14 protein-coding genes and 3 tRNA genes are annotated in these 16,213 nt (G+C 73.7%); 6 read left to right on the forward strand and 11 right to left on the reverse strand.

Features of this window, described 5'->3' with window-relative positions; translation table 11 throughout:
* Positions 1–36 precede the first annotated feature (36 nt).
* The 7 genes from ACZ3UD_RS24615 to ACZ3UD_RS24645 all read right to left on the reverse strand — a co-directional run bounded on the left by ACZ3UD_RS24615 (position 37) and on the right by ACZ3UD_RS24645 (position 5,474).
* Positions 37–1,326, reverse strand: coding sequence for a sensor histidine kinase (locus ACZ3UD_RS24615; RefSeq protein ID WP_465591734.1), 1,290 nt, complete (start codon positions 1,324–1,326; stop codon positions 37–39).
* On the reverse strand, positions 1,323–2,072 hold the full coding sequence (locus ACZ3UD_RS24620) for an ABC transporter permease (RefSeq protein ID WP_465591563.1): 750 nt from the start codon (positions 2,070–2,072) through the stop codon (positions 1,323–1,325). Before ACZ3UD_RS24620 ends, ACZ3UD_RS24615 begins: the two co-directional genes overlap by 4 nt.
* A gap of 31 nt (positions 2,073–2,103) precedes the next feature.
* Positions 2,104–3,006: an ABC transporter ATP-binding protein gene (locus tag ACZ3UD_RS24625; protein ID WP_465591566.1), complete on the reverse strand. Its 903-nt coding sequence runs from the start codon at positions 3,004–3,006 to the stop codon at positions 2,104–2,106.
* A 213-nt stretch (positions 3,007–3,219) separates the two neighbouring features.
* Entirely contained in the window at positions 3,220–3,867 is a 648-nt protein-coding gene (locus ACZ3UD_RS24630; protein WP_465591569.1) for a GOLPH3/VPS74 family protein, read from the reverse strand.
* Positions 3,868–3,908: 41 nt separating this feature from the next.
* Positions 3,909–4,136, reverse strand: coding sequence for a type II toxin-antitoxin system antitoxin (locus ACZ3UD_RS24635; RefSeq protein WP_465591572.1), 228 nt, complete (start codon positions 4,134–4,136; stop codon positions 3,909–3,911).
* 14 nt (positions 4,137–4,150) lie between these two features.
* Positions 4,151–5,098: an SPFH domain-containing protein gene (locus ACZ3UD_RS24640; protein ID WP_465591575.1), complete on the reverse strand. Its 948-nt coding sequence runs from the start codon at positions 5,096–5,098 to the stop codon at positions 4,151–4,153.
* Positions 5,099–5,400: 302 nt separating this feature from the next.
* A tRNA-Ile gene (locus ACZ3UD_RS24645) sits at positions 5,401–5,474 on the reverse strand.
* Positions 5,475–5,664: 190 nt separating this feature from the next.
* Between ACZ3UD_RS24645 and ACZ3UD_RS24650 the strand changes: the two genes are divergently transcribed.
* Both ACZ3UD_RS24650 and ACZ3UD_RS24655 read left to right on the forward strand, forming a co-directional pair.
* The gene (locus ACZ3UD_RS24650; RefSeq protein ID WP_465591578.1) at positions 5,665–6,525 is read left to right on the forward strand and encodes a trypsin-like serine peptidase; all 861 of its coding nucleotides are present in this window, start codon (positions 5,665–5,667) and stop codon (positions 6,523–6,525) included.
* Between the two features lie 120 nt (positions 6,526–6,645).
* Positions 6,646–7,392, forward strand: coding sequence for a trypsin-like serine peptidase (locus ACZ3UD_RS24655; RefSeq protein ID WP_465591581.1), 747 nt, complete (start codon positions 6,646–6,648; stop codon positions 7,390–7,392).
* 181 nt (positions 7,393–7,573) lie between these two features.
* On the opposite strand, the gene ACZ3UD_RS24660 is transcribed toward ACZ3UD_RS24655, so the two are convergent.
* Both ACZ3UD_RS24660 and ACZ3UD_RS24665 read right to left on the reverse strand, forming a co-directional pair.
* Positions 7,574–7,646 (reverse strand) — tRNA-Asn (locus ACZ3UD_RS24660).
* A 61-nt stretch (positions 7,647–7,707) separates the two neighbouring features.
* Positions 7,708–7,780: transfer RNA gene (locus ACZ3UD_RS24665), tRNA-Asn, on the reverse strand.
* A gap of 242 nt (positions 7,781–8,022) precedes the next feature.
* Here ACZ3UD_RS24665 and ACZ3UD_RS24670 point away from each other — a divergent pair.
* The 4 genes from ACZ3UD_RS24670 (at position 8,023) to ACZ3UD_RS24685 (ending at position 12,915) form a co-directional block, all read left to right on the forward strand.
* The gene (locus ACZ3UD_RS24670) at positions 8,023–8,316 is read left to right on the forward strand and encodes a hypothetical protein (protein ID WP_465591584.1); all 294 of its coding nucleotides are present in this window, start codon (positions 8,023–8,025) and stop codon (positions 8,314–8,316) included.
* Between the two features lie 125 nt (positions 8,317–8,441).
* Positions 8,442–9,887 (forward strand): FGGY family carbohydrate kinase, encoded by a 1,446-nt coding sequence (locus ACZ3UD_RS24675; RefSeq protein WP_465591587.1) that lies wholly within the window; start codon positions 8,442–8,444, stop codon positions 9,885–9,887.
* A gap of 130 nt (positions 9,888–10,017) precedes the next feature.
* Positions 10,018–11,421 carry a glutamate decarboxylase gene (locus ACZ3UD_RS24680; RefSeq protein WP_465591590.1) on the forward strand — a complete coding sequence of 468 codons (1,404 nt, stop codon included), beginning with the start codon at positions 10,018–10,020 and terminating at the stop codon, positions 11,419–11,421.
* A gap of 402 nt (positions 11,422–11,823) precedes the next feature.
* Positions 11,824–12,915 (forward strand): helix-turn-helix domain-containing protein, encoded by a 1,092-nt coding sequence (locus tag ACZ3UD_RS24685; protein ID WP_465591593.1) that lies wholly within the window; start codon positions 11,824–11,826, stop codon positions 12,913–12,915.
* A 9-nt stretch (positions 12,916–12,924) separates the two neighbouring features.
* Here ACZ3UD_RS24685 and ACZ3UD_RS24690 read toward each other — a convergent pair whose 3' ends face one another.
* Complete coding sequence (locus ACZ3UD_RS24690) at positions 12,925–14,112, reverse strand: RNA polymerase sigma factor (protein ID WP_465591596.1); 1,188 nt, start codon at positions 14,110–14,112, stop codon at positions 12,925–12,927.
* 137 nt (positions 14,113–14,249) lie between these two features.
* Positions 14,250–16,154 carry a DNA primase gene (dnaG, locus tag ACZ3UD_RS24695; RefSeq protein ID WP_465591599.1) on the reverse strand — a complete coding sequence of 635 codons (1,905 nt, stop codon included), beginning with the start codon at positions 16,152–16,154 and terminating at the stop codon, positions 14,250–14,252.
* Positions 16,155–16,213 lie beyond the last annotated feature (59 nt).

Below are 16,213 nucleotides of genomic sequence, written 5' to 3' on the forward strand. Positions count from 1 at the left end.
CCTCTCCACTCATTTCCGGGGTCATTTTCCGGGGCCTCATTCCTCGATGCCGATCGCCGGCAGGGTCGCGCTCACCGTGGTGCCGGCGCCCGGTTCGGTCTCCAGGTCGAGCCGGCCGGCGAGGCGCTCGGCGCGGCGGCGCATCACGGCGAGACCGTAGCCGCCGCCGGTGGCCCGGGAGGCCGGTTCGGCGGCCGGGTCGAAGCCGACGCCGTCGTCCCGGACGTCCAGGGTGACCAGGCCGGGCATGTACGAGAGGGTCAGCCCGACCCGACTCGCCCGTGCGTACTTGGCCGCGTTGGCGAGCGACTCCTGGGCGATCCGCAGCAGCGTCACCTCGACCTCGGGGTGCAGCGGGTGGGCCTCGCCGGTGACGGTCAGCCCGGCGGCGGCGCCGTTGCGCTCCTGCCACTGCTCGACCACCTCGGCCAGCGCCTGCGGCAGGGCGGCCCGTTCCAGCTCCAGCGGGCGCAGCGCGTGGACGGCCCGGCGGGCCTGGGTCAGGCTCTCGCGGGCGAGGGCGGCGGCGTTGTCGAGGTGGCGCTGCCACTGCTCGACCGGGGTGGCCTGCTCGCGGGCCTGGTCGGCGGCCTGGAGCTGGGTGACGATGCCGGCCAGGCCCTGGGCGACGGTGTCGTGCAGTTCGCGGGCGAGCCGGCGGCGCTCGTCGGCGGCCCCGGCCTCGCGGGCCTGGACCAGGAGCTGGGCGTGCAGTCCGGCGTTCTCGGCGAGCATCTCGGTCAGTAGCCGGTTGGCCTCGGCGAGTTCGGCGTTGGCGGCCTTGCGGCGCAGGCTGAGCCGGTCGGTGACCTCGCTGAGCGCGAGGATCACGCCGACCACCACCAGGTTGAAGGCCACGACCGCCAGGAGCCCGCCCACCTGGGCGGCACCGGACGGCAGCACCCCGCCGGTCTGCGAGAGCGCGCTCGGCACGGTGGTGGCCGCCGCGCCGGCCACCCGGGCCCGGCCGCGCAGGTACTGGGCGGCGTGCAGGTAGCCGGTGAAGGCGAAGAAGCCGAAGTACGGGTTGTCCAGCACCAGGACGGTGATCAGGACCACCAGGACGGTGAGGTGGGCCCCGGCCCAGCGGGCGCGGCCGCCTTGTCCCGGCCGGCGGTCGAGGGCGGAGCGCAGCACCAGCCAGAGGAACGCGGCGGCCGCCGCCGGGAGGGTGGCGGCGGCGGAACGCGCGGTCGGGACGGGGACCAGGAGGGCCAGCGCGAGGGCGATCAGCAGGGCGACGTAGCAGAGCGGGCCGATCAACCGGTCCAGGCGGTGCTGCCAGTCACCGAGGGTGCTCTCGTCCGCGGCCCGCCCCTTGATCATTCCCACCGGAACAGCTTGGCAGCCGCGCCGCCCGCGAGCGCCGCGTAGGCGGCGAGTGTGAGCAGGCCCACGGCGTGCGGGAAGTGCCCGTTCCAGGAGTCCTGGAGGGTCTGGACGGCGGCGCCGCTCGGGGTGAAGTCGCCGATCCGGTTCAGCAGCGCGGGCGACATGTCGCGCGGCAGCCAGATCCCGGAGAAGAACATCATCGGGAAGAAGGCGAGCGCGCCAGCCGCGTTCCCGGCCTTGGCGGACGGGACGAACGCGGCGATCAGCAGGCCGACGGACATCATCGCGGCGGCGGCGAGCACGAACGCCAGCAGGAAACCCAGGGGCTGGCGCGGCAGCGGGACCCCGAGGGCGAGCCCGCCGAGGACGACCAGCAGCACCGAGACGGTGGCGATGCCGACGTACATCGGCACGAGCGCGCCGAACAGCAGCCCCGGGCGGACCGGGCTGGCCGACATCCGGCGCAGCACGCCGCGCTCGCGGTAGGCGGAGAGCAGCGACGGCAGGCCGTTGAGGCCGAGCAGCAGCAGGGTGAAGACGGCCAGGATCGGCGCGTACAGCTGGATGGTGCTCATGCCGTGCAGGTCGGGCGAGGTCCGGCGCAGGGCCGGGATGCAGCCCAGGACGATCAGCAGCAGGACCGGGAAGGCCAGGCTGAAGAAGGCGGTCAGCGGGTCGCGGAGGAACAGGCGGGCCTCGACGGTGGCCAGGCGGCGGACGGCGTGGACGGTGTGGTTCATGGCGGTGTGTCCTTACGGGGGTGTCGGCGGATCAGGACTCGTGGCGGGTCAGGGCCAGGTAGGCGTCGTCGAGGCTGTGCTCGCGGATCCGCAGGCCGGTGACGACGATGCCCTCGCGGGCGAGCAGGCCGGTGACCTCGTCGGCGAAGTCCCCGGTGCCGGTCACCTCGATCCGGCCGTCCCGTTCCTCGACCGCGGTGACCCCGGGCAGGGCGGCCAGCCGGGCGGTGTCCAGCGGTGCGGTGGGACGGAAACCCAGCGTGCCGCCGGTGCCGGAGCGGGCGACCAGCTCGGCCGGGGTGCCGGCGGCGACGATCCGCCTGCCGTCCAGGACCGCGGCCCGGTCGCAGAGCGCCTCGACCTCGTCCATGAAGTGCGAGACCAGCACCACCGTCACGCCGTTGTCGCGGATCCGGCGGACCAGCTCCCAGGTGTCCCGGCGGCCCTGCGGGTCGAGCGCGGTGGTCAGCTCGTCCAGGAACGCCACCTCCGGGTCACCGACCAGGGCGAGGGCGATGAACAGCCGCTGGCGCTGGCCGCCGGAGAGCTTGTCGAAGGGCGTGCGGACCTCGCCGGCCAGCCCCCACTCGTCGAGCAGCTCGCGCGGGTCCCGTGGCTTCGGGTAGAGGGCGGCGTACAGCTCCAGCGCCTCGCCGACCCGCAACGCGCCCTGCAGCTGGGCCTGCTGGAGCTGGATGCCGATCCGGGGACGCAGCCGGTGCGCGTCCCGGACCGGGTCGAGGCCGAGCACCCGGACGGTCCCGGCGTCGGCCCGGCGCAGGCCCTCGCAGCACTCGACGGCGGTGGTCTTGCCGGCGCCGTTCGGGCCCAGCAGACCGAACACCTCGCCGCGCTCGACGGTGAAGGACACGTCCTCCAGTACCTGGCGCCGCCCGTACGCCTTCCGCAGGCCCGCCACCTCGATCACGGCCATCGTGCCGCTCCCTCCCGTTCGTCCCGGGTGCTCCCCGGCTCACAACGAGCTTCCCGCGCGGGGGCCTTGCGGCGGATCGACCGACCGGTCAGAGCGGCCGGTCGATGCGGTGGAGCGCCGATCAACCGATCGGTGGATACCGGTGGACGGTGCGGGCGGACAGCACGAAGCCCGGGCGCCGTCGTGGGCGACCGGGCTCGGGGTGCGGTCGGATCAGGCCGTGGCGCCCTCCGCGCCGCGGGCGGCGGCGATGGCCCGGCGCAGTGCACGCGGGACGGGTCCGGCGGCAGGGGCCAGCTTCTGGATCCGGGCCCGGTACTCGCGGCTGCGGCGCCACGTCAGGGCCGTGCTCAGCCGGGCCGCGTCGACCAGCGCGACCAGGGCGGCGTCCGCCGGATCGACCCGGCTCAGCGGCGTGCTCAGCGCCGACGTGACGGCTGCCGCCAGCACCTTGCGCGCACCCGGTTCCCGCAGCGTGACGCGCCTGCCGGGGAAGATCCCGAGGATCCGGTGCTCCTCGACCCGGATCCGGCCGGCCTCGGCGAGCCCGTCGCGGACCACGCGGGTCGCGCGGCCTGCCGGGCCCGGGCGCCGGCCGATCCAGTGCTGCCAGCTGCGCCGCCGTCCTTCGCGGATCTGCTCCAGCAGCACGGCGGAGAGCGGGTCGAGGCCGTCGGCCGCGGCGCCCTCGACGGCGGCGGGGTGCCGGCCGTCGTCGCGGATCAGCCCGCGCCGCAGCAGTTCGACGAGAGCCGCCGCCCGCAGCACGAGATCGAGCCTCGCGGTGGCGGTCAGGCGCTCGCGCTCGGGGTGGTAGTCGAGCAGGTACAGCTTCTCCGGCAGGGCCGTGGGCACGTCCATGGTGGGCCAAGCTGAGGACGGTGTGGTGGTGTGCCGCCCGGTCAATCGGCGTCGGGACCGCCGCTCTCCGGGCTCTCCTTGGGCGGTCGGCCGCGCCGGGGAAGCGTTGCCGCACCGCTGGGCATCCGCCCCGCGTCGGTGAGGGCGCGGCGGAGCAGGAACTCGATCTGTGCATTCGCGCTGCGCAGTTCGTCCGCCGCCCACCGGGCCAGCGCGTCGTGCACCGCCGGGTCCAGACGCAGCAGGATCTTCTTCCGCTCGGTCGCCAACGCCGCGCCGCTCCTTACTGGTAGAGGGAGCCCGTGTTCACGACCGGCTGGGTGCCGCGGTCGCCGCAGAGCACCACGAGGAGGTTGCTCACCATGGCCGCCTTGCGCTCCTCGTCCAGTTCGACGACGTCGCGCTCGGCCAGCCGGTCCAGCGCCTCCTCGACCATACCGACGGCGCCCTCGACGATCAGCCGCCGGGCGGCCACCACGGCCCCGGCCTGCTGGCGCTGGAGCATCACCTGGGCGACCTCGGGCGCGTAGGCGAGCCGGGTGATCCGGGACTCGATGACCCGCACACCGGCCGAGGCGACCCGGGCGGCGATCTCGGCGGACAGCTTGCGGGCGACCTCGTCCGCGCCGTCGCGCAGCGACAACTGGCCCTCGTGGTGGGCGTCGTACGGGTAGCTGGTGGCGATGTGCCGGACGGCCGTCTCGGTCTGGATGGCGACGAAGTCGGTGTAGTCGTCCACCTCGAACACGGCCATCGCGGTGTCCTCGACGTGCCAGACCACCACGGCGGCGATCTCGATCGGGTTGCCGTCCGCGTCGTTGACCTTGCTGGTCTCGGTCTCGTGGTTGCGGATCCGGGTGGAGATCCGGCGGCGGCTGGTGAACGGGTTCAGCCAGCTCAGGCCCTCGGCGCGGACGGTGCCGCGGTAGTTGCCGAGCAGCTGGACCACCCGGGCCTCGCCGGGCGAGACCACCGTCAGCCCGCACAGCAGCAGCAGCGAGGCCAGCACCAGCACGGGCCCGGCGACCACCAGGGCGATGCCCAGGCCCTTGTTCCCGCCGGACACCTGGAACCCTCCGGTGATGACGGCGGCGAACCCGGCGACCAGGCCGAGCAGGGCGCCGCCGAGCACCGGCAGCCCAGCGGTCCCGGTGATGATCCGTTCGGTGACCCTCGGGGCCGGAAGGTCGACGGCAGGGCCGTCCTCGACGGCGAAACGCGGTGTGGTCATGGGACCGTCCCCCCTGTGCGATGTCCGCTGCGCGGGTGCCCGCTTCAGCTGTCAAAGTGATATCACTTTTTTCGCGCAGCACGCCAGGGCCGGTACGAAAGCCGTACAAGAGTGGCTACTGGGGCGATGGAGGACCGTCGGGGGCCCCGGGGGCCGATGCCCACGGGCGGGTGAATTCCGGCGCGCCACCGACCGGAAGAGGGGGGCCGCGCTCTAGACTCTCCGTCATCACGGGTGGCGGAGCTCCAGCTCAGGAGCCCGCCCGTGGACAGTCGTACGACACTCGTCACGCGTCGCAGAGGTGGGGCGGGTGGGACTCGAACCCACGACCAAGGGATTATGAGTCCCCTGCTCTAACCGGCTGAGCTACCGCCCCGGTTCGCCGCGCGTGCCGGTCGTCGGCCACGGCAGCAGCAGACGGCCCGCGAGGCCGTCCCGGGCAGCATAGCCGGTCGATCACCCGTGGTGCGCGCCGGGGGGCGTACCTGGGTGCGCGACGCGACGGGCCTCTGTGGGCGGCGCAGCCCGGCTGGCGCCGGGGGCCCGGTCCAGGGCAGCCTGGGCTGATGACGATGCGTGGGACGGGAGCCGCGGCCGGGGCCCTGCTGCTGGTGCTCGCGACGGCGGGCTGCACCACCTCGGCGCGGCCGGGCGGGCTCGCCCCGACCGTCACCTCGGCGCCGCCCGCCGCCCCGGCCTCCGGCTCCGCGGACACCCACGGCTGGAGCAGGCAGCGGTTCAAGGGTGCGGTCGGCAAGCACACCGGGGTCACCCGCACCGCCAAGCCCACCGTGCTGAACGGCCTGGTCGGGGCGGTGTTCACCCGCAACGCGGACGGCGACCACTTCTGCACCGCCAGCGTGGTGGACAGCGCCGGGCTCAACCTCATCGTCACCGCCGCCCACTGCGTCTGGGACCCGAAGCTCGGCCAGCGCAGCGACCTGGTCTTCGTCCCCGGCTACCGCAGCGGCGACACCCCCAGCGGCGTCTGGCCGCTGCTGGCGGTCACCGTGGACGACAGCTGGAAGAACGGCGCCGACCCGGACATGGACGTCGCCTTCGCGGTCGTCCAGGCCCAGAACGGGCAGCAGGTGCAGCAGGTGCTCGGCGCCAACAAGCTGGGTGTCAACCGCGGCTACCAGGTCCCGGTGCGGGTCACCGGCTACCCGGGCAGCAGCGACGTCCCGATCACCTGCTCCAACACCACCACCGAGCAGAGCCCCACCCAGCTGCGGATCGACTGCCCCGACTACACCGGCGGCACCAGCGGCAGCCCCTGGGTGACCGACTTCGACCCCAGCACCAGGACCGGCACCGTGGTCGGCGTGATCGGCGGCTACCAGGAGGGCGGCGACAGTCCGGACACCTCGTACAGCAGCTACTTCGGCGACCGGGTCCAGGCCCTCTACGACCGGGCCACCGGCTGAACCGGACCCGAATCGAACACCCGGCAGTGGCGCCCACGGGCACGGCCTGGTAGATCTTCCTCACGAACGGCGGAACGCACGGCCCGGGTGCCCGCCCCGAGGAACGAGACGGAGCCCCGGATGGCGCCCCGCCCGGCACCGCCCGCACGTGCGGCCAAGGCGACCACGCTGGCCGCCCTGCTACTGGCCGCCGGCACCGCGTGCGGCGGGCCGGACACGTCGCAGAACGCGGAGGTCGCCCAGCCGAGCCCGGCCCGCGACCGGATCGGCACCCTGTCCATCCACACCGCGCAGGGCCCCCGGGCGTGCACCGCGAGCGTGGTGCACAGCCCCGGGCGCAATCTGCTGGTCACCGCGGCGCACTGCGTGCAGAACCAGCGGGTCGGCCTGCTGGACGGTCTGGTGTTCACCCCCGGCTACCGCAACGGGTACACCCCGTACGGGACTTGGCCGGTGCAGTCGATCACCGTCGACCCGCGCTGGGCGCAGGACGACGACCCGGACTACGACGTGGCCTTCATCACCGTCCGCCCGGCCGACGGCCGGCAGATCGAGGACGCGGTCGGCGGCAACCCGCTCGGGACGGGCCAGGGCGTCGGACTGGCGGTCTCGGTGACCGGCTACCCGAACGAGAGCGACGAGCCGATCACCTGCTCGGTGAAGACCCGCGCGCAGAGCTCCACCCAGGAGCGCTTCGACTGCGGCGGCTACACCGACGGCACCAGCGGCAGCCCGTGGGTGACCGAGAGCGGCACGGTGGTCGGCGTGATCGGCGGCTACCAGGAGGGCGGCGACAGCCCGGGCACCTCGTACAGCGTCGCCTTCGACCAGCGGGTCGCCGACCTCTACCGGAAGGCGACCACCTGAGCCGGGCGCCCCTGGCCGGCCGAACGGGCACCCCGGCCGGGATGACAGCGGCCGGCGACGACGATGGTCGGCGACGACCGTGGCCAGGGTGACGGACGCAACAGGGCCGCGGCAACACGAAGGCCCCTCGGTCATCCGAGGGGCCTTCGCTCTGAGCAGTCACCGGGCGGACCCGGTGCAGCTCCCGCAATTGGACTCGAACCAATAACCTGCCGGTTAACAGCCGGCTGCTCTGCCAATTGAGCTATGCGGGATCGCGATACTCAACTTCCGTACCACGTGCAGGAAGTGGGCTCCTGAGAGCCTTCTCCCGAGCTCCCCCAATTGGACTCGAACCAATAACCTGCCGATTAACAGTCGGCTGCTCTGCCAATTGAGCTATGGGGGATCGGCTTCCGCTTCGGCTCCCGTTTCCCGGGCTCCTCGGCGCTCGCTGCGGGACATACATTAGCGCACTCGGGGGGGTGGTCCGCCAATCGCTTTCCCCGGCCGCCCCGGACCGCCGTCCCGGCGCGCCCCGCGCGCGCCCGCGACGGCCCCCGGGGATGCTGGGGACGCGGACGGTTCGCCGTCCCGACCAACGGGTAGGGCAATGCGGCAGAAGGCCGCCAGGAGAGGGTGGATCCGATCATGTGGAAGCTGTCGTTGGCCGTGGGTTTCTCGGCCGGCTACGTCCTGGGCTCGCGGGCCGGGCGCCAGCGCTACGAACAGATCGCCAAGGTCACCCGGCAGATCACCCAGAGCCCCGCGGTGCGGGGGGCGACGGACCGGGCGCGGCACCAGGCCGGCGCGGTCGCCGGGAAGGCGGCCGGCGCGGTCGCGCACCGGGTCGGGGACCGACTGCCGACCGCGGTCACCGACCGGGTGCCGTACTTCAACCGCACCCAGGCCGAGGACGACGGCTGGGGCACCTTCCGCCCGTGACCGGGCGGTGATGCGGGGGCCCGAGGTCGGGCCCCGGCAAAGGAACGCCCAACCGGGCGTTCCGAACCGGCAACGGCTCACCCGGCCCGGACGCGTCCCGGGCCGGGCTGAGGCATGATCTCGACATGGCCATCGTCGCGGGGATAGACAGCTCGACTAACCGCACCCGGATCGTCGCGTGCGACACCGACACCGGCGCCGTGCTGCGCTCCGGGAAGGCCCCCCATCCCGTCCCCGAGGACCAGGACCTCCGCACGGGCGAGGCCGACCCGCAGATGTGGCTGCACTCGCTCGGCGACGCCGCGACCGGCGGCCTGCTGGAGGGCGTCCGGGCGATCGGCGTCAGCGCGCAGCAGCACGGCATGATCGGCCTGGACGCGGGCGGGGTGCTGGTCCGGCCCGCGATCCTGTGGCACGACCCGCGCTCCAGCGGCGCCGCCGCCAAGCTGCTGGACGCCCTCGGCGGCCCGGCCGCCTGGACCTCCGCGATCGGCGCGGTGCCCAGCCCCGCCTACACCATCGCCAAGCTGCGCTGGCTGGCCGAGTTCGAGCCGGCCAACGCCCGCCGGGTCGCCGAGGTGCTGCTGCCGCACGACTGGCTGGTCTGGCAGCTGCTCGGCCACCCCAAGCGCCGCACCACCGACCGGGGCGACGCCTCCGGCACCGGCTACTGGTCCCCGATCACCGGCGGGTACCGGCAGGACCTGGTCGAGCTGGCGCTCGGCCACGAGCTCAAGCTGCCCGAGGTGCTCGGCCCCGCCGAACCCGCCGGGCACACCCCCGAGGGCCTGCTGATCTCGGCCGGCACCGGCGACAACATGGCCGCCGCGCTGGGCCTGGGTCTCGGCCCGGGCGACGCGGTGGTCTCGCTCGGCAGCGCCGGGACGATCTTCGCGGTGCACGAGGAGGCCGTGGTGGACGCCTCCGGCCTGGTCTCCTCCTTCGCCGACGCGAGCGGGCGCCACCTGCCGATGGTCGCCACCCTGAACGCCGCCCAGGTGCTGCGCTCCACCGCCGCCATGCTCGGGCTGGACCTGGACGGGCTGAGCGACCTCGCCCTGCACTCCTCCCCCGGCGCCTACGGCCTGGTGCTGCTGCCGTACCTGGACGGCGAGCGCACCCCCGCGCTGCCGCACGCGGCCGGCACCCTGACCGGCCTGCGGGCCGAGGCGATGGCCCCTCAGCACCTGGCCCGGGCCGCCGTCGAGGGCATGCTCTGCAACATCGCCGACGCGCTGGACGTGCTGCGCGCCCAGGGCGTGGGGATCAGGCGCGTCTTCCTGCTCGGCACGGCCGGCCGGCTGCCCGCCGTCCGGCACATCGCCCCGATGCTGTTCGGCGTCCCGGTCGTGGTGCCGCCGCCGGGCGCGCACGCCGCCCGCGGCGCCGCCCGGCAGGCCGCCTGGGCGCTGGCGGGCACCCCGGAGCCGCCGCAGTGGGAGCTGCCGGACGCCGAGACGGTCGAGCCGGAGGGCGAGCAGGACCTCGCGATCGGCGCGGCGGTGCGTCAGCAGTACCGGGCCGCCCGCGACCAGATCCACCCGGAGGCAGCCTCGGGCCCGTCGGTCTGAGACCGCCCGGGAGTCCTCAAACCGCCGGGGGCGGCGTTGGCTGGAGTCCGCCGCTGAAGATGCGTCACCTGGCGGCCGGTGGCAGCGTGGGTCGGGACACGGCCACCGACGTGAAGGGCGGCAGCATCCCATGGCCTTGCACAAAGGGGCCGGCAACGGCCGCCGGCTGAGCGTCAGTCCGTTCCTGGGCATCACCGACCCGCTGGGCTCGATGCAGCTCGCCCCGCCCGTGCACCGGCTCGGCGACGGCCCGGTCGCGGCCGAAACCGCGTACCAGCTGGTCCACGACGAGCTGATGCTGGACGGCAGCGCCAAACTCAACCTGGCGACCTTCGTCACCACCTCGATGGAGGTGCAGGCCACCCGGCTGATGACCGAGTGCCTGGACAAGAACATGATCGACAAGGACGAGTACCCGCAGACCGCCGAACTGGAGCGGCGCTGCGTGGCCATCCTCGCCGACCTCTGGCACGCCCCCGACCCGGATCTTGCGGTCGGCTGCTCCACCACCGGCTCCAGCGAGGCCTGCATGCTCGCCGGGATGGCGCTCAAGCGCCGCTGGATGCGCCGCAACCCCGAGCGCTACGCGGCCGGCGCCCGGCCCAACCTGGTGATGGGCGTCAACGTCCAGGTGTGCTGGGAGAAGTTCTGCACCTTCTGGGAGATCGAGGCCCGCACCGCGCCGATGGAGGGCGAGCGCTTCCACCTCGGCGCCGAGCAGGCGGTCGCGCTGTGCGACGAGAACACCATCGGCGTGGTCGGCGTCCTCGGCTCCACCTTCGACGGGTCGTACGAGCCGGTCGCGGAGATCTGCGCGGCCCTGGACGAGCTCCAGGAGCGCACCGGCCTGGACATCCCGGTGCACGTGGACGGCGCCTCCGGCGGCTTGGTGGCGCCCTTCCTCGACCCGGAGCTGGTCTGGGACTTCCGGCTGCCCCGGGTGGCCTCGATCAACACCTCCGGGCACAAGTACGGCCTGGTCTACCCGGGCGTCGGCTGGGCGCTGTGGCGCGACCAGGAGTCGCTGCCGGAGGAACTGGTCTTCCGGGTCAACTACCTGGGCGGCGAGATGCCGACCTTCGCACTCAACTTCTCCCGGCCCGGCGCACAGGTCGCGGCGCAGTACTACGTCCTGCTCCGGCTCGGCCGGGAGGGCTTCAAGGCCGTCCAGGGCGCCTGCCGGGAGGTCGCCACCTATCTGGCCGGGGAGATCGGGAAGCTGGGCTGCTTCCGGCTGCTGACCCACGGCGACCAGCTACCGGTGTTCGCCTTCACCACCACCGAGGACGTGCCCTTCGACGTGTTCGACGTCTCGCGGCGGCTGCGCGAGCGCGGCTGGCAGGTGCCCGCGTACACCTTCCCGGCGGACCGGGAGGACCTCTCGGTGCTCCGGGTGGTCTGCCGCAACGGCTTCTCCCGGGACCTCGCCGACCTGCTGCTGGCCGATCTCAACCGGCTGCTGCCGGAGCTGCGGCGCCAGCCCGTCCCGCTCAGGGAGCTCGGGATGCCGGCCCGCGAGGGCTTCCACCACTAGCGGCGGGGCCACCGCCCGGAGGGGCCGGTGGGAGGGTGCGGGGAAGCACCCTCCCACCGGGGGTCCCGGCGGCCGGGGCAGCCTCCCCCCGCGAGGCTGCCCCGACCGGTGGGGGTATCCGGGACTCGGCGTCGGGCCCCTGCGGCCGACCGGCCGGGGCCCGAACGAAGCGGCCGGAGCGGCGAAGTCGCACCGGCCAGAGAACTCTGCACGACGAACACGTGCCTGTTCGAGCGTTCCGGGGGGTTGTGAGACACTTCCGTCCGTCTCAACGCCATGACCTGGGGTTTGAGACGCCAGGCCGCTGAGGTTGGAGAAGGGGAAACACCGAACGGCCCGGGCCGGGCGCGCACTTCCTGCCCTGTCCCCCCGTGTCCCGTCCCGCGACCTTGGAGGGCCGCATTGGCTTCCGCCTGGAAAGAACTGCCCGAGGAGCTCTCCCAACCCGCCCGGCGACTGGCGGAGGAACTCCGGGCCATCAAGGACGCCGCCGGGCTCTCACTGGCCGAGCTGGCCACCCGGACCCACTACAGCCGGGCCTCCTGGGAGCGCTGGCTGAACGGCAAGCGGGTGGTGACCGGGCAGGCGCTGGAGGCGCTGGTCGGGGCGGTGGAGTGCGACGCGGCGGAGCTGCGGCGGCTGTGGCGGCTGGCGGTGGAGCCCGCCGCCGAGGAGCCGGCCGCTGACGCGCCTTCCGTCGAGGAGCCGGCCGAGGCCGCTGCGGCTGTTCCGGCCGTCACCGCTGCCACCGCCGCTGCGGCCGAGGAGTCGGCGCCCGAGCAACTGGTGACCGCCGGACCGGCCGCCGAGGAGGCCGACCGCCCCGCCGTCGCCTGGTGGCGACGCCCGGCGCTGCTGGTCTCGGGCGCGGCGGTGCTGGCGCTGCTGCTGGTGCTGCTCGGCCTGCGGGGCGCTCGGCACCACGATCAGGCCTCCGCGGCCGACGCCCCTACCCCGCCCGCCGTCCCCAGCGCGATGCCCGTCCCGTCCGAGCCCGCCTGCCAGGCCGTCGGCTGCGCGCACAAGGACCCCAAGACCACCGGCTGCGGCAAGGACGCCCGGACGCTGCAGACCCAGGTCATCGGCAAGGTGGTCGTCTACCTCCGCTACAGCCAGACCTGTCAGGCCGCCTGGGCCGCGATCACCGAGGGCGAGCCCAAGGACTACGCGGTGATCACCGACAGCACCGGGGAGAGTGAGACGGCCCTGATCCACTGGGGCTACGACAACTACTCGCTGATGCTGAACGCGGCGGACCCGGGGGTCGGCTTCCAGGTCTGCGGCTTCCAGCCGGCCGGGCACGACTGCACCACGACCGTCGTCAACCTGGCCTCGGTGGTGGCCTCCACCCCGTTCCCGATCGGTCCCGCCTCACCGCCCCCGGGCGCCGGGGCCCCGGCGACGCCCGGCGACTCGGCGAGCCCGGCCCAGGCCGCGCAGAGCCCGTCGGCGTCTCCGTCCGCCTCCCCGTCCGCCTCCCCGGCCACGTCCTAGGGACCCGGCCTAGTCGAGGTAGCCGCGCAGCTGCTCGGTGTAGGCGTGGTCGCGGAGCTTGACCAGCGTCTTGGACTCGATCTGGCGGATCCGCTCCCGCGTCACGCCGAACACCGCGCCGATCTCCTCCAGCGTGCGCGGGCGGCCGTCGTCCAGCCCGTAGCGGAGCTGGACGACCTGGCGCTCCCGCTCGCCGAGGGTGGCCAGCACCGCGTCCAGGTGCTGGCGCAGCAGCAGGAAGGTCGCGGACTCGGCGGGTGAGGCGGCGTCGGCGTCCTCGATCAGGTCGCCGAGCGCGACGTCGTCCTCCTCGCCGACCGGGGTGTGCAGCGAGATCGGCTCCTGGGCCAGCCGGAGCAGCTCGCGCACCCGTTCCTCGGTGAGCTCCAGGGCGGTGCCGATCTCGGCCGCGGTCGGTTCCAGGCCGCGTTCCTGCAGCAGCGCGCGCTGGGTCCGGACGACCCGATTGATCAGCTCGACCACGTGCACCGGCACCCGGATCGTCCGGGCCTGGTCGGCCAGCGCACGGCTCATCGCCTGCCGGATCCACCAGGTCGCGTAGGTGGAGAACTTGAAGCCGCGGGCGTGGTCGAACTTCTCCACCGCCCGGATCAGGCCGAGGTTGCCCTCCTGGATCAGGTCCAGCAGGGTCAGCCCGCGGCCGACGAAGCGTTTGGCGACGGACACCACCAGGCGCAGGTTCGCCTCGATCAGGCGGCGCTTGGCGATCCGGCCGAGGACCACCAGGGTGTCCAGCTCGCCGGCCAGCGGGTCGGGCGGCGGCGGGTCGCCGTTCAGCTGCTCCTCGGCGAACAGCCCGGCCTCGATCCGGCGGGCCAGTTCGACTTCCTCAGCCGCGGTGAGGAGCCGGATCCGGCCGATTTCGCGCAGGTACTGGCGCAGCAGGTCGGCAGCCGGGCCGCCGCCCTCGGCGGGTTCGGGGGGCTCGGGGGACTCGTCCTCGTCGGCGGACTCGTCGGCGGACTCGTCGGCGGACTCGTCAGCGGACTCGTCGGCGTCCGGGCTGTCGGGGTGTCCTTCCGGCAGGCCCTGGGCGGGGACCCGGGCGCCGCCCGGGGGCGCCGCCCCGGCCCGGCCGTGGTCCGTCTCCTGCTCCCCGGCCGGGTCGGCGGGTTCCGCTGGTTCGGTTCGTCTACTGGCGGTGGTCGCTGTGGCAAGGCCTTGGTCCACGGGCATCCCCTCGGGGCGGGCGCGACTCTGGCGGACCCGCGCTGTACGGAGGTGGGACGCCCTCCAGTGTGCGGTACGCCACGCTCCGTGGCCGAGACTCGTGCGCCGACTTTCTGCGCAGCGGGCCGGTGGAACAGCGGCGCCTACAGCGCCGCCGCGCCCCGGCTGCGGAGCTGCTGCCCGTACTGCTGGAGCTGCCACAGCTCGGTCTGCACCGCGTGCAGCTGCTCGGCGTCGGCCCGGTGGCCGAGCCGCTGGAGGTAGGCGCGGACCTCGTTGACCCGCCGGTCCACCGCGAGCAGGCGCAGCTTGACCAGGAACTCGCCCGCGTAGACCGCGTCCGCCTTGCGGCGCGAGCGCACCGGCTCGACGGTCAGCTCGGTCACCAGCGAGCGCACCCGGTCGTCCGGGGAGGCCTCGCGCACCGCGCTGGTGAAGTCGGGCAGGGTCGCCCCGTACGCGGCGCCGCCGGCCTTGGCGATGGCCTGGCGGACGGCGGTGTACGGCGGGGTCGGGAACTCGTCGTCGCCGTAGTGGTCGAAGGCCGGGCTGACCAGGTCCGGGTGCTGGAGCGCCAGCTTGAGCAGCTCGCGCTCGACGAACTGGGCCGGATCGCGCGGGTTGAGCCGGAAGGCGGGCTGCGCGGGACGCTGCGGCTGGACCGGCTCGGGGCGGCGCGCCGCCGCGCCGCGCGGGTTCTGCTGGCGCTCGCGGTCCCAGCGGGCCAGCTGGGAGACCCGGCGGACCACGAAGGGCTCGTCCAGGATGCCGAGCATGCCGGCCAGGCGGACGGCGTACTCGTGCTGGATCGAGCGGTCCTTGATCTTGGCGACGATCGGGGCCGCCTCCTCCAGCGCCGCCGAACGCCCCTCCGGGGTGTCCACCCGGTGCCGGGCCACCACCGAGTTCAGCGCGAACTCGAACAGCGGGACCGGATTGTCGATCAGCTGCTTGACCGCCTCGTCGCCCTGGGCCAGGCGCAGCTCGCAGGGGTCCATGCCGCCCGGGCTGACCGCGATGGAGGTCTTGGCGGCGAACTTCTGGTCGTCCTCGAAGGCGCGCAGGGCGGCCTTCTGGCCGGCCGCGTCGCCGTCGAAGGTGAAGACCGTCTCGCCCCGGTACTGCGAGGTGTCCATCAGCAGCCGGCGGATGATCTTGATGTGGTCCTCGGCGAAGGCGGTACCGCAGGTGGCCACCGCCGAGGTCACCCCGGCCAGGTGGCAGGCCATCACGTCGGTGTAGCCCTCGACCACCACCGCGCGGCCCGACTTGGCGATCTCCTTCTTCGCCAGGTCGATGCCGTACAGCACATGGGACTTCTTGTAGATCGGCGTCTCGGGGGTGTTCAGGTACTTCGGGCCGTTGTCGTCCTCGCGCAGCCGGCGGGCGCCGAAGCCGACCACCTCGCCCGCGATGTCCCGGATCGGCCAGACCAGCCGGCCCCGGAAGCGGTCGATCAGGCCGCCGCGCTGGCCCTGCGAGGCCAGGCCGCCGAGCAGGATCTCCTTGTCGGTGAAGCCCTTGCCGCGCAGGAAGCGGACCAGGTGCTCCCACCCCACGGGGGCGTAACCGACACCGAAGGCCTTCGCGGCCTCCTCGTCGAAACCGCGCTCGGCCAGGAAGCGGCGGCCGATCTCCGCCTCCGGCGAGGCCAGCTGCTCCTGGTAGTAGGCGGCGGCCACCTTGTGCGCCTCGACCAGCCGGGTCCGCTCGCCCTGCTGGTGACGGGGGCTGTAGCCGCCCTCCTCGTAGCGCAGGGTGATACCGGCCTGGGCGGCCATCCGCTCGACGGCCTCGGCGAAGGTGAAGTGCTCGATCTTCATCAGGAAGGCGATGGTGTCGCCGTTCTCCTGGCAGCCGAAGCAGTGGAAGACGCCCTTGGCGGGGTTCACGTAGAAGGAGGCGGACTTCTCGTCGTGGAAGGGGCAGACGCCCTTGTACTCGCCGCCGCCACCGTTGGTCAGCTGTACGTAGTCGCCGACCACCGCGTCGATCGGCAGTGCGCTGCGCACCGCCTGTACGTCTTCGTCCCTGATCCGCCCGGCCACCCCGGAAGTCTACTGGGGCGGCCGGGGTTTCGAGCCGCGGTACGGCGCCGGTGCCCGTT

It is taken from the genome of Kitasatospora sp. NPDC023118 (assembly GCF_055560875.1).

Bases quoted from the DNA above. Each gene is read 5' to 3' on its own strand.
- ACZ3UD_RS24630 (WP_465591569.1), bottom strand. From the start codon at position 3,867: ATGGACGTGCCCACGGCCCTGCCGGAGAAGCTGTACCTGCTCGACTAC.
- ACZ3UD_RS24615 (WP_465591734.1), bottom strand. From the start codon at position 1,326: ATGATCAAGGGGCGGGCCGCGGACGAGAGCACCCTCGGTGACTGGCAG.
- ACZ3UD_RS24625 (WP_465591566.1), bottom strand. From the start codon at position 3,006: ATGGCCGTGATCGAGGTGGCGGGCCTGCGGAAGGCGTACGGGCGGCGC.
- ACZ3UD_RS24640 (WP_465591575.1), bottom strand. From the start codon at position 5,098: ATGACCACACCGCGTTTCGCCGTCGAGGACGGCCCTGCCGTCGACCTT.
- ACZ3UD_RS24620 (WP_465591563.1), bottom strand. From the start codon at position 2,072: ATGAACCACACCGTCCACGCCGTCCGCCGCCTGGCCACCGTCGAGGCC.
- ACZ3UD_RS24690 (WP_465591596.1), bottom strand. From the start codon at position 14,112: ATGCCCGTGGACCAAGGCCTTGCCACAGCGACCACCGCCAGTAGACGA.
- ACZ3UD_RS24655 (WP_465591581.1), top strand. From the start codon at position 6,646: ATGGCGCCCCGCCCGGCACCGCCCGCACGTGCGGCCAAGGCGACCACG.
- ACZ3UD_RS24675 (WP_465591587.1), top strand. From the start codon at position 8,442: ATGGCCATCGTCGCGGGGATAGACAGCTCGACTAACCGCACCCGGATC.
- ACZ3UD_RS24680 (WP_465591590.1), top strand. From the start codon at position 10,018: ATGGCCTTGCACAAAGGGGCCGGCAACGGCCGCCGGCTGAGCGTCAGT.
- ACZ3UD_RS24670 (WP_465591584.1), top strand. From the start codon at position 8,023: ATGTGGAAGCTGTCGTTGGCCGTGGGTTTCTCGGCCGGCTACGTCCTG.
- ACZ3UD_RS24650 (WP_465591578.1), top strand. From the start codon at position 5,665: ATGACGATGCGTGGGACGGGAGCCGCGGCCGGGGCCCTGCTGCTGGTG.